This is a genomic window from Asaia bogorensis, assembly GCF_900465345.1.
Lineage (GTDB): Bacteria > Pseudomonadota > Alphaproteobacteria > Acetobacterales > Acetobacteraceae > Asaia > Asaia bogorensis_A.
This window is the reverse complement of sequence record NZ_UEGO01000004.1, coordinates 214,744-234,430: the sequence shown is the minus strand read 5'-3', so window position 1 is coordinate 234,430 and position 19,687 is coordinate 214,744. Positions and strand designations below refer to the sequence as shown.

21 protein-coding genes are annotated in these 19,687 nt (G+C 60.7%); 8 read left to right on the top strand and 13 right to left on the bottom strand.

The genetic code is table 11. The features are described 5' to 3' along the window. Positions 1 to 6: 6 nt before the first annotated feature. Together ED655_RS03150 and ED655_RS03145 are read left to right on the top strand one after the other, a co-directional pair. A complete protein-coding gene (locus ED655_RS03150; RefSeq protein WP_122048932.1) occupies positions 7 to 909 on the top strand; it encodes a 4-(cytidine 5'-diphospho)-2-C-methyl-D-erythritol kinase in 903 nt (300 codons plus the stop codon). A gap of 31 nt (positions 910 to 940) precedes the next feature. Next, complete coding sequence (locus ED655_RS03145) at positions 941 to 1,327, top strand: hypothetical protein (protein ID WP_122048931.1); 387 nt, start codon at positions 941 to 943, stop codon at positions 1,325 to 1,327. Positions 1,328 to 1,397: 70 nt separating this feature from the next. Here the strand turns inward: ED655_RS03145 and ED655_RS03140 are convergent, their stop codons facing one another. Genes ED655_RS03140 through ED655_RS03130 form a run of 3 tightly spaced genes read right to left on the bottom strand, consistent with a single transcriptional unit; the run spans position 1,398 to position 3,373 of the window. Then, positions 1,398 to 2,399 (bottom strand): SDR family oxidoreductase, encoded by a 1,002-nt coding sequence (locus tag ED655_RS03140; RefSeq protein WP_122048930.1) that lies wholly within the window; start codon positions 2,397 to 2,399, stop codon positions 1,398 to 1,400. A 20-nt stretch (positions 2,400 to 2,419) separates the two neighbouring features. Further along, positions 2,420 to 2,998 (bottom strand): YqaA family protein, encoded by a 579-nt coding sequence (locus ED655_RS03135; RefSeq protein WP_122048929.1) that lies wholly within the window; start codon positions 2,996 to 2,998, stop codon positions 2,420 to 2,422. Positions 2,999 to 3,046: 48 nt separating this feature from the next. After that, positions 3,047 to 3,373, bottom strand: coding sequence for a YnfA family protein (locus tag ED655_RS03130; RefSeq protein ID WP_122048928.1), 327 nt, complete (start codon positions 3,371 to 3,373; stop codon positions 3,047 to 3,049). Positions 3,374 to 4,020: 647 nt separating this feature from the next. Between ED655_RS03130 and ED655_RS03125 the strand changes: the two genes are divergently transcribed. Genes ED655_RS03125 through ED655_RS03115 form a run of 3 tightly spaced genes read left to right on the top strand, consistent with a single transcriptional unit; the run spans position 4,021 to position 6,495 of the window. Beyond that, positions 4,021 to 4,836: a MetQ/NlpA family ABC transporter substrate-binding protein gene (locus ED655_RS03125; protein ID WP_122048927.1), complete on the top strand. Its 816-nt coding sequence runs from the start codon at positions 4,021 to 4,023 to the stop codon at positions 4,834 to 4,836. Next, positions 4,833 to 5,864 carry an ATP-binding cassette domain-containing protein gene (locus ED655_RS16015; protein ID WP_122048926.1) on the top strand — a complete coding sequence of 344 codons (1,032 nt, stop codon included), beginning with the start codon at positions 4,833 to 4,835 and terminating at the stop codon, positions 5,862 to 5,864. Before ED655_RS03125 ends, ED655_RS16015 begins: the two co-directional genes overlap by 4 nt. Beyond that, entirely contained in the window at positions 5,845 to 6,495 is a 651-nt protein-coding gene (locus ED655_RS03115) for a methionine ABC transporter permease (RefSeq protein ID WP_023978780.1), read from the top strand. Before ED655_RS16015 ends, ED655_RS03115 begins: the two co-directional genes overlap by 20 nt. A 257-nt stretch (positions 6,496 to 6,752) precedes the next feature. Here the strand turns inward: ED655_RS03115 and ED655_RS03110 are convergent, their stop codons facing one another. From ED655_RS03110 to ED655_RS03100, 3 genes are all read right to left on the bottom strand, one after another. After that, positions 6,753 to 8,318, bottom strand: a complete 1,566-nt coding sequence (locus ED655_RS03110; protein ID WP_240993463.1) for an ATP-binding protein — start codon at positions 8,316 to 8,318, stop codon at positions 6,753 to 6,755. Next, on the bottom strand, positions 8,287 to 9,006 hold the full coding sequence (locus ED655_RS03105; RefSeq protein ID WP_023978778.1) for a response regulator: 720 nt from the start codon (positions 9,004 to 9,006) through the stop codon (positions 8,287 to 8,289). Before ED655_RS03105 ends, ED655_RS03110 begins: the two co-directional genes overlap by 32 nt. Positions 9,007 to 9,082: 76 nt before the next feature. Further along, entirely contained in the window at positions 9,083 to 10,066 is a 984-nt protein-coding gene (locus ED655_RS03100; protein ID WP_240993468.1) for a cysteine synthase A, read from the bottom strand. Between the two features lie 144 nt (positions 10,067 to 10,210). Here ED655_RS03100 and ED655_RS03095 point away from each other — a divergent pair, with 144 nt between their 5' ends. Then, complete coding sequence (locus ED655_RS03095) at positions 10,211 to 10,612, top strand: rhodanese-like domain-containing protein (RefSeq protein WP_122048924.1); 402 nt, start codon at positions 10,211 to 10,213, stop codon at positions 10,610 to 10,612. 17 nt (positions 10,613 to 10,629) lie between these two features. Here the strand turns inward: ED655_RS03095 and bioD are convergent, their stop codons facing one another. The 7 genes from bioD to ED655_RS03060 form a co-directional block, all read right to left on the bottom strand. Then, on the bottom strand, positions 10,630 to 12,024 hold the full coding sequence (gene bioD / locus ED655_RS03090) for a dethiobiotin synthase (protein ID WP_122048923.1): 1,395 nt from the start codon (positions 12,022 to 12,024) through the stop codon (positions 10,630 to 10,632). Then, positions 12,021 to 12,650 carry an alpha/beta fold hydrolase gene (locus ED655_RS03085; RefSeq protein ID WP_122048922.1) on the bottom strand — a complete coding sequence of 210 codons (630 nt, stop codon included), beginning with the start codon at positions 12,648 to 12,650 and terminating at the stop codon, positions 12,021 to 12,023. Before ED655_RS03085 ends, bioD begins: the two co-directional genes overlap by 4 nt. Continuing rightward, positions 12,647 to 13,831 (bottom strand): aminotransferase class I/II-fold pyridoxal phosphate-dependent enzyme, encoded by a 1,185-nt coding sequence (locus ED655_RS03080; RefSeq protein WP_122048921.1) that lies wholly within the window; start codon positions 13,829 to 13,831, stop codon positions 12,647 to 12,649. The genes ED655_RS03085 and ED655_RS03080 overlap by 4 nt, the downstream gene beginning before the upstream one ends. A 74-nt stretch (positions 13,832 to 13,905) precedes the next feature. Then, positions 13,906 to 14,799, bottom strand: coding sequence for an SDR family NAD(P)-dependent oxidoreductase (locus ED655_RS03075; protein ID WP_122048982.1), 894 nt, complete (start codon positions 14,797 to 14,799; stop codon positions 13,906 to 13,908). 190 nt (positions 14,800 to 14,989) lie between these two features. Further along, a complete protein-coding gene (locus ED655_RS03070) occupies positions 14,990 to 15,418 on the bottom strand; it encodes a hypothetical protein (protein WP_122048920.1) in 429 nt (142 codons plus the stop codon). Between the two features lie 78 nt (positions 15,419 to 15,496). Beyond that, a complete protein-coding gene (locus tag ED655_RS03065; protein ID WP_346773204.1) occupies positions 15,497 to 16,570 on the bottom strand; it encodes a glycosyltransferase family 4 protein in 1,074 nt (357 codons plus the stop codon). Positions 16,571 to 16,583: 13 nt separating this feature from the next. Continuing rightward, positions 16,584 to 17,216, bottom strand: coding sequence for an NUDIX hydrolase (locus ED655_RS03060; protein WP_122048918.1), 633 nt, complete (start codon positions 17,214 to 17,216; stop codon positions 16,584 to 16,586). A 263-nt stretch (positions 17,217 to 17,479) separates the two neighbouring features. Here ED655_RS03060 and mtnA point away from each other — a divergent pair, with 263 nt between their 5' ends. Both mtnA and ED655_RS03050 read left to right on the top strand, forming a co-directional pair. After that, a complete protein-coding gene (gene mtnA, locus ED655_RS03055; RefSeq protein ID WP_122048917.1) occupies positions 17,480 to 18,583 on the top strand; it encodes an S-methyl-5-thioribose-1-phosphate isomerase in 1,104 nt (367 codons plus the stop codon). Between the two features lie 229 nt (positions 18,584 to 18,812). Further along, positions 18,813 to 19,685, top strand: a complete 873-nt coding sequence (locus tag ED655_RS03050) for a DUF2272 domain-containing protein (RefSeq protein ID WP_031240175.1) — start codon at positions 18,813 to 18,815, stop codon at positions 19,683 to 19,685. Positions 19,686 to 19,687 lie beyond the last annotated feature (2 nt).

The following is a 19,687-nucleotide window of genomic DNA, read 5'->3' as shown; positions in this document are numbered from 1 at the left end:
CAGACCATGAGCCCAGACGGCATGACTCCCGATCACTCCAGCGCCCGCGCGAAGATCAACCTGTTTCTCCATGTCACGGGTCGACGTGAAAACGGTTACCATGAGCTGGATTCGCTGGCCGTTTTTGCAGACACGGCCGATCATCTGGTTCTGGAGGCACCGGCTTTACCCGGTGAAAAAGGCCGTCTTGTTATTGATGGGCCCTTCGGGGCCGGGCTGGATGCCGGTCCGGATAATCTGGTGCTCCGTGCCGCCGCGGCCCTGCGCGAAGCTGCCGCGGTGCCTGCCGCGACCCCGGACTGGCATATGCGCCTGACCAAAAATCTGCCTGTCGCTTCGGGCATTGGCGGTGGCTCGGCTGACGCTGCTGCCGCACTTCGCCTTCTCTCTCAGGCATGGTCGTGTGAATCGGCTGATCTCGCCACGATTGCGGCCGGCCTGGGGGCTGATGTGCCTGTCTGTCTGGCTCAGAAAACACAGCGCATGCAGGGTATTGGCGAGACGCTGGTAGCTGCGCCGGTCTTGCCGCGTTGTGCCATGGTGCTGGTCAATCCCGGTATTGCCGTGCCGACGCCCGCCGTATTCAAGGCATGGAAGGAATCAGGCGCAGGGTTTCGACCGCCAGCCAGTCTGCCCGTGCGCTGGGAGGATGTGCATGCCATGTGCGCCGCGCTGGCAGCCACATCAAATGACCTGCAACCCCCGGCCATTGCGCTCTACCCGGTTATCGGTGATGTGCTGGCAGCCCTCGCCAACACCGAATCCTGTCTCTTTTCACGCATGAGCGGTTCGGGCGCGACCTGTTTCGGGCTATATGAAGATCTGCCTGAGGCGAAGCGCGCTGTTGTCAGCCTGCGTCACCATGGTTGGTGGGCCGAGGCCGGATGGATTCATACGCCACTAAACTGATCTGAAAACCCGGAAAGAGGACGATCACGACATGGGTGCGAGAATGCAGGTTGTGCAGAAAGATGATGGCACAGGAGCGACGCTGCGCTTTCTTGAAGGGAGCGGTCTGGAAGGGGAAATCGACCTGACCCTGGACCAGCTGAGCCAATTGATTGCCAGCCTCGGACGGGTACGTTTTGCCATGACGGCCGGGCAGGCTCAGCCCCCCATCGGCAATGCGCCATTCCTGCCGGTTTACAGCACGAACTGGGCGCTTCAGATCGATGCCCTGACCGAGGGCTCGACGCTGGCCTTTCAGCACCCGGCATTCGGGCCGGTCGGGTTGGTGTTCGGGCCGGAGGACGCCGAGAAGCTGGTCAATGGCCTCAAGCAGCATCGTGCGATCATGTCGACCAATATCAGCCGCCGACCGAGCTAGGCGTGACAACCCTGATTGTCAGTTTGCTGACAATCAGGGGGTCAAGGCTTTCAGAAGACGGGGCATGGCGTCAGTTCTTGCCCCGTGCAGCGCGCCACAAGGCCACGATCCCGGCCAGACCCAGCAGGGACGCACCCAGACCGATACGCCGCGGAATTGTCAGCAACAGCGGCTTGCGACCCTGTTCGCGGAGCGGAATTCCCTCATAGGGGCCGTGCGCTGCGTAAGCGCCCTCGACGCTCTCCACAAAGGAGTCCGGTGCGTCTTCCGGCGCGCCGGCGCCAAATTGTGCCTTGAAACCCTTGCGCGCCAGAAAGCGGTCGCGCAGCGAAGGGGCAAGCCCGTTGATCAGGCTTGGCAGAATGGATGATGCCCCCACCCAGATGTCACGATGATGGCCCAAGACGGCCTGACAGATCGCGTGGGCTGCAATCTCGGGCTCGTAGATGCGCCCGACTGGCTTGAGGGTATGACCCGAGAGGTTGCGGCTCCAGCCCAGTCTTGTCGTGTTGATGGAGGGCAGATGCACGACCGTCAGGTCGATGCGATCGGAAAGTGCGCGGATTTCGGGGCGGACACTGTCGCAAAAGGCGCTGATTGCCGCATGAGCGCCATTGACGGCAGATTGCAGGGGCAGGCCGCGCAGCGGGTGCGCCAGACCCAGATTGACGATCGTGCCGCTGCCACGGCGGCGCATGCAGGCCAGCGCTGCCTGCGTGCCAAAAACGGAGCCGAGATAGGTTACATCGGTCACGCGGCGCAATGTGGCCTCATCAAGCGACAGCACCGGGCCGATGGCGGTAACGCCCGCTGCGTTGATCCAGACCGTGATCGGACCAAGGTCGCGCTCGACCTGCTCGGCTGCCTGGGCGAGCGCTGCAGCGTCTGACACATCCACCTGCAGGGTGAGGGTGCGCACCGCGCTTGCCTCGAGTTCCTGAGCGGCGTCCTGAAGCCTCTGTTCGTTTCGACCAATCAGGGCAATGTCGAAGCCATAGGACGCCAGCATACGCACGGTGGCCCGCCCGATACCGGCTCCGGCGCCTGTGACGACGGCAATCTGGTTGGGCATGGCGGCAATCCTCATTCGGTCTACAGAAGGGTGACAGCCAGAATGCCAGCGATGATGAGAAAGAGAAAGCCTGCGAGAACGAGGGTCAGGCGGCGTTCGATGAAATCGCGGATAGGTGCACCGTAGAACCAGAGCAGGGTCGCCACCAGAAAGAAGCGCGCCCCGCGTGTGACCAGACTGGCAGCGATAAATGGCAGGATTGCGAAATGCGCTGCACCTGCCGCGATGGTGACGATCTTGAAGGGGATGGGTGTCAGCCCCTTGAGCAGGATGATGGCCACACCATACTGGCGGAACTTCTCCTGCATGACGGCCAGTGTATGCTCGGCATGATAGAAATGAACGATGGGTAGCGCGACGTGCTGAAGCAGCATGGCGCCGATCACCCAGCCGAGCATCGCCCCGGTGACGGATCCAACCGTGCAGATGGCCGCAAGTCTGAAAGCACGCTCACGGGCCGCCAGGATCATCGGGATCAGCATCAGGTCGACAGGAATCGGAAAGAACGAGGCCTCGGCAAAAGCGACGGCAAACAGCCACCATCCCGCATGAGGCGAAGCCGCCAGGGTGAGCATACGCTGATAGAGAGGCTGGAACACGACAGATCTCCGGTATTCAGAACGCTGGTCAATGGCCCATGTCGCGTTTCATGTCGAGCGAGGGCCCCAGAGAATCAGGGCAGCGCCACCCAGGCATATGACTGCCCCTGCCAGTTCCCAACGGTCTGGGGTACGCCCTTCGAACACACGCATCCAGACAAGTGACGCCGTGATATAAACGCCACCATAGGCAGCATAGGCCCGACCGGCGCTGTCGCTGTCGATCCGGGTGAGGATGAGCGCGAAAAACGCGAGGCTTAGCATACCTGGGAGCAACCACCAGATCGGTTTTCCAAGCCTTGCCCATCCCCAGAAGGCGAAGCAGCCTCCGATCTCTGCGAAGCCGGCGGCAAGGTAGTAAAGGAGGGTCAGCATGCATTCTTCCGCGTGGAATAAGTGGTTCTCCGTGCCCGTTCATATGAGCACCCATCATGATCTTTATTATGAAGAGCATCATTCCGGGAGGAGCTGCATGGTGATTGAATGCCCCTTCATGGCTGGGCAACGGGATGGGCCTCTCTCCTATACCCGAGCATATGAAGCGGATTTTTCAGGCGACACCTTAAGAGAATGACGGCGTGATTGGTGAAACGATCAATGAAAGAGCATCAGCCAGCACGCCCGACGCAGCCTGTCTTGCGTCGAAGGGCAGTGCAACAAGGCTGGAGCGGGATCTGATATGACGCAAGACATACCAGAGCGGAGGTCACCAGCATATTGTGCTCCTTGTGGAGATGCTCAGCGACAAAGGGGATGAGATCGTCAGTCTATGGGCAAGTCCTGATGGCTGGGGTGGTCGCTTCCTGATGATCAGGCTGAAGGCAAAGATACCTGATCGCGGCCTCAGTAGAGCCGATCAACTCATGCTTGGGAGTTGAGCCATTCGAACGCGATGGAACATTGCTTTATCGAGCGTTCTGTATAAGACACAGATCAATCGTTGAATGCGTCGAGACTGATATTATTAACGAAGAAAAATCGTTCAATTTATCGGCTCGCGCCAGGAACCGGATATCTTTCTCATGTCCTTCGCCTCGCTCCCGCGTCGTACGGTGTTGTCCTCGCTTCTTGGTGCGTCCATGGCTCTGAGCCTGCGTAGTGCCCGCGCCGATGGTAAACCTATTCGTGTGGGTATCATGGCGGGCGAGGATGAGGATATCTGGCGCCTGGTTAGCCAGAATGCGCAGAAGCAGGGGCTGGCGCTCAAGATAGTCACGTTCTCTGATTACTCGACACCGGATGAGGCGCTGGCGTCGCACGACCTCGATGCGAATTCCTTCCAGCACAAGCCGTTTCTCAAGGCGCAGTGTGACGCGCATGGCTACCGTATTACCCCTGTCGGGGATACATATGTTGCCCCGATCGGTCTCTATTCGCGCAAATGGAAAACGCTTGCCGCCCTCCCCAAGGGTGCGGTGATCGGTGTGCCCAATGACCCGAGCAATGAAGGGCGTGCGCTGCTGCTGCTTCAGACACTGGGCTTCATCAAGCTGTCGCCATCTGCGGGCCTGCTGCCGACGCCGCTGGACATCACCGAGAATCCGCATGAATTCACCATACGCGAGCTGGATGCCGGGGTCGTGGGGCGTGCCCTGCCGGATCTGGATGCCGCGGTGATCAACACCGACTGGGCACACAAGGCCGGGGTCGATGTGGTGCATGAGCGGCTGGCGCGCGAGGGCGTGAAGGACAATCCCTATATCTGCGTGATTGCCGTCAATACCGATGATGTGCAGGCGCCTTGGGTAAAGCCGCTGGTGAGCGCCTATCAGCAGCCTAATATCCGTCAGGCGCTCATTGATGTTTACGCCAATACTGTCATCCCTGCGTTTTCATGACGCTTCTTGATGTCTCGGGTCTGTCGTGCCGTTTCGGGACGCAGGCCGCTCTGAGCGATATCAGTTTTCAGGTTGATAAAGGCGAGATCATCGGTGTGATCGGCAGCTCCGGCGCCGGAAAATCCACGCTGCTGCGTTGCCTCTGTGCGCTTGAGCGCCCTTCGGAAGGGCGAATCCTGCTCGACGGAGCCGATCTCGCTGCCCTGCCTGAACGCGACCTCGTGGCGGTGCGCCGCAAGGTCGGGCTCGTGTTCCAGCATTTCAACCTGCTCAACTCACGCGATGCGGCTGGCAACATTGCCTTGCCGCTAGAAATTGCCGGCTGGCCCCGTGCTCGGATTGCCCCACGCGTGGCGGAACTCCTGACGCTGGTCGGGCTCGAAGGGCACGGGCACAAACGCCCCTCCGAATTGTCAGGCGGTCAGAAGCAGCGTGTGGGCATTGCGCGTGCCATTGCCAATTCACCCTCGTTGCTTCTGTGCGACGAGGCGACATCTGCCCTCGATCCGCACACGACGTCCTCCATTCTCGAATTGCTGGCGCAGATCAACCGTGATCTGGGCCTGACAATCATCCTGATCACGCATGAGATGGATGTTGTGCGACGTTTTGCCCATCGCGTGCTGGTGCTCGATCATGGCGCACTGATCGAAAACGGCACGATGGCGACCTTGCTGCGTGACAGTCGCGGCGATGAGCGTCTGGAACGGCTTCTGGCCGATATCCGACCGACCCTGCCGGCCTATGTCCGTGAGAAGCTTTCGCCCGATCCGCGCCCCGGAGACAGGACTCTGCTGCGTGTCGTGCTTGGCCCACAGGCTGCCTGCACGGCGTTTCTGTCGGAGATCACGCGTCGTTTCGATCAGGATATCACGCTTGTGCAAGGCGGGGCGCTTGATTGCGGGGGAGAACCCCTGACCGACATGATCCTGGCCCTATCCGCGCCGCTGAGCCCATCGCTCAGCCTCTATCTCGACCAGCAGGCCCATGTGACGGAGATACTCGGCTATGTACCGGCTGATCGGTAAGCTCATCATCGATTCCACCCTCCAGACGGTGGAAATGGTTGCAGCCTCGACATTGGTGGCCCTTGTGTTTGGCCTGCCTCTTGCCGTGCTGATGATCGCGACCCGTCGCAAGGATTTGTATGATGTGCCGTGGCTTGGCTACCCCATCGGCTGGCTGATCGACGCCATCAGGGCCATTCCGTTCATCATCCTGCTGGTCCTGCTCATTCCGGTCACGCGGCTGATTGCCGGTACGTCTCTGGGTACGCTGGCGGCCATTGTGCCGCTCTCGATTGCAGCCATTCCCTATTTCGCCCGCATTGCCGAAATTTCCCTCCAGGAAATAGAGCCCGGGCTGATCGAGGCGGTGCGTGTCATGGGCGGAACGCGCTGGATGGTCATCCGCTATGTGCTGATTCCCGAAGCCCTGCCCGGATTGCTCTCAGGGCTGACTGTCACCGCCATCACCCTTGTCGGCGCCTCGGCCATGGCAGGGGCGATCGGTGCGGGCGGTCTGGGTGATCTGGCCATTCGCTACGGCTATCAGCGCTTCAACACCACCATCATGTTTGCTGTGGTGGCTGTGCTGATCCTTCTCGTGGGGCTTATCCAGGGAGCGGGTACTCTGGCGGTGCGAACAGTCAAACGTTAGGCGATAGGTGACGCGGGGCGCTGCCCCGCACCCCGCCAGAGGTGCGCCTCTGGACTCGACTGAATAACGAGGCGACCCAGACAGAGCGGTTACCAACTCCTGCCAGCGAAAAGGCAGTAAGCGCATGGCAATCAGGTTGATGCAGCGTTCGCGCGCCGCGCCCTGCGGTGCCAGTAGCGCACCCCCTGACCAGGTTTGCCGGTAATCAGGCTGAAGGGCAGGGAAAGGCCGCCGGGTTCGGGCAGAACCCGGATTGCTTATAAAGGCAGGATGACGCTTGCGCGCAGCCCTCCTTCGGGGCGGTTGACAAGGGTGACATCCCCGCCCTGACCGCGCACGGTAGAGCGGGCGATGGCCAGACCAAGGCCGGTGCCGCCGGTTTCGCGGTTGCGGCTGGTTTCGGCACGCACAAAGGGTTCGAACATGCGTTCGAGATCTTCCTGCGGCAGGCCGGGGCCATTATCGTCGATACGGATACAGACGTTCTTTTCCTGACCGGGCCCACGGGTACATGTCACGCTGATGGTGGCTGATCCGCCATATTTCAGCGCATTCATGACGAGGTTGGTCAGGGCGCGTTTGAGCGCCAGCGAACGTGCCCTGATACGAATGGCATTGTCCGGCTCGTGGTAGCTTACCTGATCGGCAAGGTCGGGGCGGGCTTCAGCAGCTTCATCCGCGATGGTTTGCAGGAGTGCGCCTAGATCAAGCGCCGTCATGGGCTCCTGGGTCGAACTGTCACGACCGAAGGCGAGGGTCGCGGCAACCATGCTTTCCATCTCGTCCAGATCGGCCAGAAACTTGTCACGCAACTCGTCATCATCAATGAATTCAGCGCGCAGCTTCAGGCGCGTGATGGGCGTGCGCAGGTCATGACCGATGGCGGTCAGCATGAGGGTGCGATCCGTCACGAAACGCCGGATACGCGCTGCCATGGTGTTGAAAGCCATTGCCGCCTGACGAATTTCGGTTGGCCCTGATTCGGGCAGTGGCTGCGTATGGACATCGCGGCCAAGTGCCGTGGCTGCGTTGGCGAGCGTTGCGACAGGAGCAATGAGCCGGAGCGAACCCCAGAGGATCAGGCCACCGCCGCAGATCGTCATCAGGGCAAAGGAGATCATGAAGGTGGGTGAACCAAACGGATTGGGTGGTCGCACCGTGTAGTTCATGACCAGCCAACGGTGATCATCGGGCATTTGCAATGACATTGCGTAATGGCGCGTACCGGGTTTGTGGCCCACGACCATGCGTTGCGGGCGCAGACGCGCAGGCAGCATGCCGATGCCTGAGAGAGCTGGCGGCAGGAACGGGGGCGGTCTGCGCTCTTCGGACTGCCCGGGATCGAAGCCTCCCGCGGGGGGCGGCATTCCCTCAAAGGGGAAAGGATTGTGACCCTCAGCGCCGTTCATCTCACCCGGAGGCGGAAAACCGCCCTCATCCTGCCGCTCGGGGGGCGGGGCACCATGCATCATGGGGTTCATGGCAAATGGCAGCGGCACAAAGGAATTTGGAAAATGCGTGTCTGGCTTGGTGTCGAGAATGATCTTGAAATTCGAGGGAACTTCTATCGCATCGAGCCCGGCCTGACGGTCGGCGGGTGGAAGTTCGACCAGCGTATGATAGATCGAAAAGGCATGATGCTCGTTGTCATGCATCTCTGCCCGGTCGGCAATATTGAGATGATCGAGGGCATGGATGGTCAGGCCGGCCGCCTGAACCACGCAAAGCCCTGCAATCAGAAGCAGATTGGTGCGCGCTCGCAGCGAGCGCGGCAGAAGATGGATCACGGTGTCAGAGGCGTTCGACATCGGCGGCCAGAACATAGCCGCCCCCGCGTACCGTCTTGATCATCTGGGCGTTACGCCCGTCATCCTCCAGTTTGCGGCGCAGACGGCTCACCGCAACGTCAATGGCGCGATCGAACGGCCCGGCCTGTCGGCCACGCAGCATTTCCAGCAGCATGTCACGTGTCAGGACACGGTTGGCGCGTTCGAGAAACGCGAGAAGCATGTCGTATTCGCCACCTGTCAGCGGCACTTCGGCCCCGTCCGGATTGAGCAGACGACGGCGCGCAGGCTCGAGTGTCCAGCCCGAAAAGCGGATCATGCGTGAATCCGCCGAAAGCTTCTTGTCGGAACTGTCGGCGGTGCGACGAAGCACGGCACGGATACGAGCCAGCAGTTCACGCGGGTTGAAGGGCTTGGCCACGTAGTCGTCCGCGCCGAATTCGAGGCCGATGATACGGTCTGTCTCATCGCTCATGGCGGTCAGCATGATGATTGGAACATTGTCCTGGCTGCGCAGCCAGCGGGCAATGTCGAGCCCGCTTTCGCCAGGGAGCATCAGGTCGAGCACCACAAGCTGATAATGGCCGGCCGCCCAGGCACGACGGGCTTCACGCCCGTCGCGTGCGGCGGTCACGCGAAAATGGTTGCGCTCGAGAAAGCGGCAGAGCAGCTCGCGTATCTCGCGGTCATCATCAACGATGAGAAGGTGCGGGGTCGTTTCCATGAATGTAACATTGGTCCGAATCGAATGTCCCCTTCAAGGGGCTGTTTCATTCCGTCACAACTTGCGAAAACCTGTCTCAATCGAGCCAGGGTGGGGTCGGCAGGTTTTTGGCCCGCAGGAATTCAGGATTGAAGATCTTGGACTGGTAGCGTGCTCCACCATCGCAGAGGATTGTTACAATGCGATGGCCCGGACCAAGGCGTTTTGCCACGCGAATCGCTGCCGCCACGTTGATTCCCGCCGAGCCGCCCAACGAGATTCCCTCGCGATCCTGAAGCGAGAAGATCTGCTCAAGCGCTTCGGCATCGGGAATACGCTCGGCATCGTCAATCGTGATGCCCTCCAGATTGCCCGTCACGCGGGATTGCCCGATCCCTTCGGTAATCGAGCCGCCTGAAACACTCAGATCGTTCGATTTGACCCAGCCATACAGCCCTGAGCCTTCCGGATCGGCCAGAACGATCTCGGGGCGCTTGCGACCCGCCGCCTCGGCCAGTTCGCCTAGGCCCAGAGCAACACCTGCCAGCGTACCACCCGTGCCGCAGGCGCAGGTGAACGCATCGACACGACCATCGAGCTGCTGCCAGATCTCGGCCGCCGTGGTTGTGCGATGGCCTTCGCGGTTGGCAGTGTTGTCGAACTGATTGGCCCAGACGGCATTGTCGGTTTCCTCGGCAATACGGCGGGAGACATGCACGTAATTGCCGGGGTCACGGAAGGGCTTGGCAGGCACGAGGCGCAGATCGGCGCCGATCATGCGCAGGAAATCGATTTTCTCACGGCTTTGCGTTTCCGGCATGACAATGATGGTGCGATAACCACGGGCCTTGGCGACGAGGGTAAGACCGATACCGGTGTTGCCTGCCGTGCCTTCAACGATCACACCGCCCGGCTTGAGGGCGCCCCGCTTCTCGGCATCCAGAATGATAGCCAGAGCCGCACGATCCTTGACCGACCCTCCGGGATTCATGAACTCGGCCTTGCCGTAGATTTCGCAGCCGGTCGCTTCCGACGCCAGCTTCAGACGGATCAGCGGCGTGCCGCCAATGGCGCCGATCATACCATCTGAAGGGTGCTGCCAGCCCGGAATGACACTGGTGGCGTGGGAGGGGGTCACGTTCTGCGTGGTCATCTACATTCCATCCTATACGTCTGCGGTTTGAGAGTTTAACGTCGCGACATGTAAAATAAATGAGGAAAAACGATGGTCGACTGTATTTCGGCACAAGCTGCCTGGGAACGCCTGACGACAGACAAGGATGCCGTCCTGATTGATGTGCGCACCCCCGGCGAATGGCAGCTGGTTGGATTGCCCGACCTCTCAACCCTCGACAAGGATGTCAAAACCCTGAGCTGGGACCCTTACGATGCCAATGGTTTCGCACGCTCGTTGCGTGAGCTTGTGCCCTCGCTGGAAACGCCCGTGTTGTTCCTGTGCCGCTCGGGCGTGCGCTCACAGCAGACGGCGGAACTTGCGGCGCATCTCGGCTATGTCGAGGCGGTGAATGTGGTCGAGGGATATGAAGGCCAGCCGGATGCAAACGGTCAGCGCGGGCGGGTCTGTGGCTGGCAATACCAGAATCTGCCCCTGTATTTTCCCGGCTGACAGCGGCACAGAATGGGTCAGAAACCCTGTAGTCTCAGGGTTTCGCGCAGGCGTTCTGCCTCTTGCGCCACGCTTTGCGGCGTGATGGCGTCCAGCAGAGGAATTTCGGCCAGCACAGGCACCTGCCCGAAATGCTCTATGGCCGCCCGATTGGCGGCGTTCGGGGGGCCGCTCATCACCACGCCGGCAATGGCGATACTGCGCCGCTTCAGGGCTTCGAGACTGAGCAGCGTGTGATTGATCGTGCCCAGTGTGGAGCGGGTGACAAGAATGATCGGTAGGCCCAGTGTGGCCGCCCAGTCAATCAGCAGGGCCTCGTCATTGAGCGGCACCATCAGCCCGCCGGCACCCTCGACCACCAGAGGCCCCGTGCAATCCGGCAGGGTCAGGCCCTCCAGGTTGACCGTCCGGCCCTCTGCCGCCGCCGCGTCCTGCGGTGAGAGCGGGGCGAGAAAGGCATGGGCGGGGGCCAGCACACGTGAAGCGGGGAGGGCGGCAAGCGCACTGACGCTATGCGTGTCGCCTGCTTCATCGCTCAGCCCGGTCTGAAAGGGCTTCCAGTAGGTGGCATCGAGCGCACGGGTGAGAATGGCTGACACAAGGGTCTTGCCGATCCCGGTATCCGTCCCTGTGACGAAAACGCCCCGTGTCTTTACGGCGCTGCCGAAAGCAATCTGGTAGTCCATCTCGTTGGTCATCCTGTCGAAATGCTGCATCACGCGCCGAAGTTCGGGGGCTGTCAGCTTGCGGCTGGCCTCCTTGGGCGTTGTCGCCCCAATTTTTCTGAGGTCGAGCAGAAACGCGCGTGCGGAACCTACAGGATCACGCAACGTCTCAAGCGACCATTCGCCCTGAAGCGACGGGGGGAGTTCAGCCAGAAGCGTTCTGGCCGTGGGATAATCCGGGAAGCCGCAGGGCAGGGATTGCGCGGCGCAGGCCTCGCGCCATTGGGCAAAGCTGCCTTCAGCCAGCGTTGTCACCTCCAATCGCCCACCCGGTGCCAGAAGATGGGCCAGTCGACGAAAGGCGGCTTCCCGATTGCTGAACCACTGCATGCAGAAGCTGGAACAGATGAGATCGAACGGCCCGGGCAGGGTCGGGTGCTCGGCATCCATCACGTGATAACAGATATCGGGCACGGCGCGTGCAGCGCGGGCGATCATGCCGGGTGAGAGGTCGATGGCGGTGATCTCTGCCGCCGGGAAAAGCCCGCGCAGGAGGCGGGTGAGGGCCCCAGTGCCGCAGCCCAGCTCCAGAATCCGGCGGGGCAGGTTATCCGGCGTGACATGCGAGGCAATATGCTGTGCAAGCGCGATGGCCGTGAGAGCCTGAACACGCGCAGCCTGATCATAATGTTCGGCCATGTCGAAACGGGCGGCAATCGGGGCGAGGCGGCTGGTTTCCTCACTCATGCGCCTTGCTCCAGCCGGTCCCGGATGATGGCGGCGCAACCCTCAGGATCGGTCAGGGGCAGAAGATGCCCGCCTTCGCGTTGCAGGGTCTTCGCCAGAGGGAAGCCGGCCTGGGTCATGGCAGGTGTTACCAGCGGATCATTCGTGCCGCTAATTGTTGTCAGACTGGCCCCCCAGCGGCGCGCTTCGGCTCTGGCATCGGTCGCTATCAGCGCATCAAGCCCGGCCTGCAACCTGTCGGGTGCCAGCGTGGTGCAGGGCAGGAAGGGCTCGAATTGCTGCCGGAACTGCGTGACAACCCCCGCCGGATCATCGGACAGGCGACTGGCCATGCGGGAGAGGATACGGGGAGGAAGACCTTCGGGAAAATCGTCCGACCGGGTGAAACGGGCGAAACTGTTGAATGCCACGATGCCGCGACACCCGGTGAGGTCGCGGGCGAGAAGATCTGCCGTGCCTGCTGAGTGGGTGATGGCAAGATAGGGGGCGTCGGGCAGGGTCAGTGTTTCGGGCGCACCTGTGTAGCCGCGATCGAGAAAAACCGAGTCAGGATGGCCGAGTGCCTCGTGAACCGGGGACCAGAACCGGGCATCGAAACTCCATCCGTGAACAAAGACGAGCTTCATGACCGGCCTGGCCGCAGGGCTCCGGTCAGGGCATCGGCAAGCCTGTTGATGGCGGCTTCATCATGGCTGGCACTGAGGGCCAGACGCAGACGCGCCGACCCGGCGGGGACCGTTGGCGGACGGATGGCGATGGTCAGCAGGCCCTGCTTTTCGAGCGTTTCGGCAAGAGCAAGGGTCGCTTCCTCATCGCCGATCATGACGGGAATGATCTGCGTGGTTGAACCGCCTGTATCGATCCCGGCTTCGTTGAGCCGTTGACGCAGGAGTGCGGCATTCTGCCGCAGTTTCAGGCGGGCCGCCTCCAGATCAGGCATGAGTTCCAGAGCCGCATCCATGGCGCCCAACATCGGCGGGGATGGGGCTGTGCTGTAGATGAACCCCGAGCATGCCGTGATGATCCAGTCGCACAGGGCGCGTGAACCGGCAATATAGGCTCCCATGCTGCCCAGCGCCTTGCTGAATGTGCCCATGACGAGATCCACCTCATGACCATGAGACAGGCCGCGCCCCTGGGGGCCCAGAACACCCGTTGCATGGGCCTCATCAAGGTAGAAGAAGGCATCGTATCGTTTGGCCAGAGCGCTTAGCGCGGCAATATCGGCCGTATCGCCATCCATGGAAAAGACGCTCTCGGTTACGATGAAGCGCATGCCGGGCTGTTCGGCGTGGCGCTCAAGCAAGACCTCGAGATGGGCCAGATCGTTGTGACGGAACCTGATCTGCTTCACCCCGGCTGCAGCACAACCGTGATGCATGCTGGCGTGATTGAGCTTGTCGGTAAAGACCAGCGGCGGCGCGCCGGTCTGTTCACGGGCCAGGCGGAACAGGGCGGGCAGAACAGCAGCATTGGCTTGCCAGCCCGAAGCGAACAGCAGGGCGGCTTCTGCCCCCTTGAAGCGGGCAAGGCGTCCCTCGACCTGTTGATGCAGATCCAGCGTGCCACTGACCAGCCGTGACGCCCGCGCTCCCGTGCCATGCTGCACAGCCCAGTCGGCGGCGCGGTCTCGCAGAAGTGGATGACCCGAGAGACCAAGATAATCGTTTGACGAGAAATCGAGCACTTCGCGGCCCTGACGCAGAACCGCATCGGGGGTGCGATGCAGGGGGCGCAAGGTGCGACGCAGGGAACGGGATTCCAGCGTGTCGAGTGCCTGTCTGAGAAGCGGATCAAAGCGCGTCATGGCTTGTCCCTGCCGCTATGGCGTGGGCTTGTCAATTCTTCGGCATGACCCGACCCCGGTATGGGTGTCATTGCTCAGTTGCGATGTCGGGCCTTCTCGTAATTACGCCGTCCGATCGCATGGAGTGCAGGCAGGGTCAGGCGCAAAAGCGCGGGTACGACCATACACATCTTGCCAAATACGCCATCAATGGCGGGCATGAACTGCTCGCGGCAGGTATTCTTCCGGGTTTTGCCAAGCTGGTTGATGACGGCCTGGGCGACTTTTCCGGGATCGAGGGGTGTGCTCACGTAATTCAGCACCGAGCCACCCTCTTCCATCTCGCGTTGCAGCATGGATGTCTGTACCGCACCGGGAAAAACGCTGCTGACCGAGAGACTTGATGGACGCAGTTCCTGGGCGAGCGAGAGTGCAAAGCTTCGCAGACCAGCCTTGGCCGCGGCATAGGCCGCACTTCCGGCCAGGGGCATGACTGCCGACATGGAATTGATGAAAACGATATGACCGCCTGGTTCGCTGCGGGTGCTGCCAGGCCTCATATGCGGCAGGAGATGGCGTGTGAGAAGAATGGGCGCGGTAAGATTGAGGGTGATCTGCGCTGTGAGCATGGCCTCTTCAGCTTCGGCAACCGGGGATGGCGTGATCAGTCCTGCACAATGGATGAGGGCAAACACCCGACGATCAAACTGCCCGATCGTCTCGCTGGCTGAAGCAAGCGTCTCGGTTTGGGAAAGATCGTAGGGAATATGGAGGGTGCGGCCGGAATCAAGATCGGGCTTCGAGCGGCAAAGCGCAATGAGATCATAGCCCTGCGATAAAAGGATCCGGCCGATCAGAACGCCGATTCCTCCTGAGGCACCGGTGAGCACTGCCAGTTTTCGCTCACTCTGCCATTGCTTCGGCGCGTGCGCTGAACCAGGCGTAGGAACGACTGGGCGGGAGCCCTGTATGGGGGGAGAAACCGTCATGGCGCCTGTCTTAACGCCGAATGTCATGGCGAGACACGGGAATTCGGCTCTAGCAGGTCTTTTTTATCCGACACATTTCGCTGTCTGCGGGTCAGTAAGGACAAATCGCGGCCCTTGCAGCCCATAGGGTTGGGCTGCAAGGGAGAAGGGGGAAATATCAGGATGACGGACACGCCATCCTGTCAAACCGTCAGTTCAAGCGACCCAGATTGCGAAAATCCTGCTTTGTCTTGTCCGACAATGCCTTCATCTGGTCGCGCTGAGCTTTCTGGTCAGCCTTGAACTGATCAATGCGCTGGGTGCGCTCTTGCTTCAGGTTGTTCAGCTTGTCCTTCTGGGCATCGATCTTGTTCTGGATCTTCTCGCGTTCACGCTCGGGAGCATTAGTGTATTTGTCGCGCAGTTCGTCGATCTTCTTTTGACGAGCTTCGGATGCTTCCTTGTTCTTGTTCTGCCAGTTCTGCACCCGATTGTTCAGGCAGTTTTCCTTGGCCGCCAAGCGACCAATCACACCTGTATTTCCTGTATTGGTATCGCATCCTGAAGTTTGTGCATGAGCCACAGGTGCCGCCACAAAAGCAGCAAGAGCAAGGGCAGGCAGGATTCGTGTTTTAGACATGTGTCCTCTCAGAGAAATACTGTACGGTCATAGCCAATGTCTTTAATGTGTCGAATATGCGGCGCCACAGATCACCGCTTAGTGCGATTTTCCGAGGTTTACCGATTTATCACGCATTTTCTTTAGTAATTGACGGGCGCGTGCCAGATCAAATTTCTGCGCCTGCTCGTATCCACGCCGGACGCATTCTGCTCTGAGTGCTTCGTTCTCGATCAGGCGCAGCATTGCTTTTTCAAGCGCATCGCCTTCATCCGGGAGGGCCAGAAGAGCTGCCTCTCCCACAACTTCAGGCAGGCCCCCGCGGGGTGAGGCGATAACAGCCGCGCCGCTCGCCATGGCCTCTAGCGCAGTCAGACCGAAAGGCTCGGGCCAACGGCTGGGCACGACGACGATCGAGGCCGCCGCCATGGCTTCGAGCACCTGATGATGCATCTGATAGCCACAGAGCGTAATTCCGGCCGCGCTCGCGCTGGCCTCGACCCGATCGACAAAGGTTGTGCGTGGCGAATTGAAGCGAAAGCGATCGGCCCCGATCATGATCGCTTTCCAGCCCGGAGCCTTCTGGCTGACCGCAGCCCAGGCGCGCACGAAGGCGTCGGCCCCCTTATCCGCCACCATGCGGCCTGCAAAAAGCACCAGTTTCGCGCGTTTCTCGGGGGGAGCGGGCAGGGCAGACAGATCGAGACAATTGGGCATGACCGTAACCGGTCCGTCATCGAGGTCTTCCAGAAAGCGTCGTCGCAGCCAGAAAGAGACCGTGAACACTTTCACATGCTGCATGAGCTCCTGACGCTGGCGCGGACGACGGGCCCCATGCATGTCCTGTGGGTCGTTATGCAAAATAAGGTGAACCGGGACACCACACTTCCGGAGCGCCCGCGCCAGAGCCGGACGGTTATGCACCTCCACCAGATCGGGTCGATGCCGTCTGATCTCACGCTGGCAGGCAATCCGATAGCGCGTGCCATCACGGCGCCAGCGATGCAGCCCGCCCGGTTCGGTCACGGCTATGAACTGGCCACCCGGCAAAGGTGAGCCGGTGATTTCGGTGCCGATCACGATATCTTCCGGGGACGCCAGACGGGAGATCAGAAGCGCGATGGCCCCTGCACGGTCGGGCGCATAGCCCTCCCGGCGGGGGAGAATGGTCATGACCTTCATGGCGTCAGTCGTAATCCGTCGCCAGATCCGGCTGGTCGTAATGATCGAACATGCGGCGAAGCTGATGGGGCAGGAGCCGTGTCAAAGAGAGATCATCAGGCAGGTTGTCACGGTTGAACCAGCCGATCCCCGAGGTTTCGAGATTGTCGATGGTGGGGGTGCCGCCTGTCAGACGACACAGATAGAACACCTTGGCACAGGAAAAGACGTCAGGCGGGTGGCCCTGTCTGTTGCGGTCCCAAAGGGCGGCCAGCTTGATGATTTCCGCGCTGTACCCGCTCTCTTCCATGACTTCCTTGAGCGTGTTTTCGGCCGTGGTGAAATTCACGTCCGCCCAGCCGCCAGGCAGGGTCCAGCGATCCTGATCGATGGCTTCGCGTACCATAAGGATCGCGCCTGCCGCGTTGAATACCGCGCCACGGACATCGATCTTGGGGGTGGCGTAGCCATTTTCATTCGTGAACAGGGTCAGCACTGTCTCGGGTGTGTTCTGGCCCAGCGCGGCGATCATGGACGATGCGAGCACGCGCAACTGCTCGTACCGTTCGCGATCATAGGGGTTCTGGCAGAAGGTGAGCCCGTTCTGGGCGATCGCCTGCACGTCCCGTGCCCAGGTCAGCCATTGCGGTTCGCTCATATTCTGGTCCTTTTGCCTATGCCCCAATATAGACCGGATCGGCCCAGCCGTAAAACCTTGTTCCCGATCATCAGCGTGGTTCCACAGCTTGTCAGTATCGTGGCAGATTCATGAAAAAGCCCGGTGCGTTACAGGAAATAAGGGTACAGGAACTTGAGTCCTCTCCCCTTATTTGCCACATGCTAGCCCTCTGATCATGACACCGGCTCCCTTGTCAGGAAGCAGTTCCCCCGCATTGCGTGGCTCACAAGACGGATACCCACATGAAAATCAACGGTACGCCCTATCGCAGTGTCTGGCGCGACGCCCATGACCCGGCTCTCGTGCATATCTTCGACCAGACCAAGCTCCCCTGGACGCTCGATGTTCTCGCCCTGCGCGAAGAGGATCAGGTAGCCCATGCCATTCGTACCATGCAGGTGCGCGGTGCCCCCCTGATTGGCGCGGTTGCCGCTTATGGTCTGGCCTTTGCCCTGCAGAAAGACGCATCCGATGCCGGGCTGAAGGACGCCGCAGCGCGTCTGGTCGAGACGCGCCCGACGGCCATCAATCTGCGCTGGGCCATCGAACGCATGGTGGCGCATCTTCAGCCTCTGGCGCCTGATGCCCGCGTGAAGGCAGCCTATGAAGAGGCGGATGCGATCTGTGACGAGGATGTGCAGGTCAATGAATCCATCGGTCGTCATGGGCTTGAGCTGTTTCGTACGCTCTGGGAGAAGCGCCGTCCCGGTCAGGAACGTCTCAATATCCTGACCCATTGCAATGCAGGATGGATTGCCACGGTCGATTGGGGCACAGCCCTGGCCCCAATCTATATGGCCCATGATGCCGGGCTGCCCGTTCATGTGTGGGTGGATGAGACACGCCCCCGCAATCAGGGCGCATTGCTGACAGCCTGGGAGTTGGGGGCGCATGGCGTGCCGCACACGCTGGTCGCGGATAATGCCGGTGGGCACCTGATGCAGCATGGCGATGTTGATCTGGTGATCGTAGGGACAGATCGCGTAACCCGTCAGGGAGATGTTGCAAACAAGATCGGCACGTATCTCAAGGCCCTGGCGGCTCATGACAATAACGTGCCCTTCTGGGTCGCGCTGCCTTCCTCGACCATCGACTGGCGGGTAACCGATGGTGTGAAGGAAATTCCCATCGAGGAGCGTTCGGGCGAGGAAGTAACCTATGTTCATGGCATCGATGAGCAGGGTCAGGCTGCCCGCGTGCGCGTCACCCCCCGGATTACCAAGGCCGCCAATCCGGCCTTCGACGTTACCCCGGCCCGACTGGTTTCAGGGCTGATTACCGAGCGTGGCCGCTGCGAGGCAACTGCCGAGGCTCTTGCTTCCCTGTTCCCTGATCAGGCTGGCTGAAGCCTCGGCTGCCTCGCGCAAGGCAGTCACCAAGGCATGACAAGAGCGGCACTTGACCGGAGCGCCGCTCTCGTTCCTATCTCGCTGTAATGAACCGGCGCTGTTCGGCGCTCGTTGCGCATACAGGGAGAAGAATCACATCATGGGCGCCGGACTGTTTTCTTTACGATCATATGCGCAGAATACCCTTGCCGGGCAGAGCCGGGTTGTCGGCGCTCTTGGTGCGCTCATGCTGCTTTCAGGGTGCGCGTCGACTGCGGTTCAGAATGCAGCGCAACATCCGGCCCAGACGCCTATGGCACAATATGCCAACGGGCGTGTCGGGGCCTATGGCTATGATGGCCATGTGCCCGACTTCGCCTCGCGCAATTTCGTGCCGTTCAACCGTCAGGATGTTGTGGCGATCGCCATGCGCGAATGGCGCATGTTCGGTAACCCTGTCAGCGATGACGATCCCGAGGATCGTCCCGAGCCAAGTGCCCCCTCGCTCAAGCCCGAGCGTATCCCCGGCCTCTGGCAGCGTGTAGGCGAGTACTGGTGGATCGGGCAGGACCCCTATGAGACGGAAGTCTCATGGAGCGGCAAATACAATGCGGATGGTCAGCTTTTCCGCCCCGAGAATGACGGGCATTACGCCTGGTCGGCGGCGTTCATCTCCTATGTGATGCGCGTGGCCGGTGCGAATGACCGCTTTCCCTATTCGCCCAACCATTCGACCTATATCAATGCCGCCGCTTCGGGACAGTCCACGGGTCTGCGCGCGCAGGACCCGAAAACCTATATTCCCCAGCTGGGTGATCTGCTCTGCGTGGGTCGCGGCAAGAGCCGCAGCGTGACCTTTGCCATGCTGCCAACCTCCTATGGGTTCCCTTCCCATTGCGGCATCGTGGTTGCCACGCATCAGAATGCCCCGCCTTTTGGCAATGAGCTGAGCATCATCGGCGGCAATGTGGATGATACGGTATCCCTGACCCATGTTCCGACCGATTCCAACGGTGCGCTCGCAACCGCCGAGGGTCAGTTCTATGACACGCGCTATCCGTGGTGCGCCGTGCTTCAGGTGCTCTACGATGCCGATCGTGAGCCCGATAGCGGGCAGTAAGG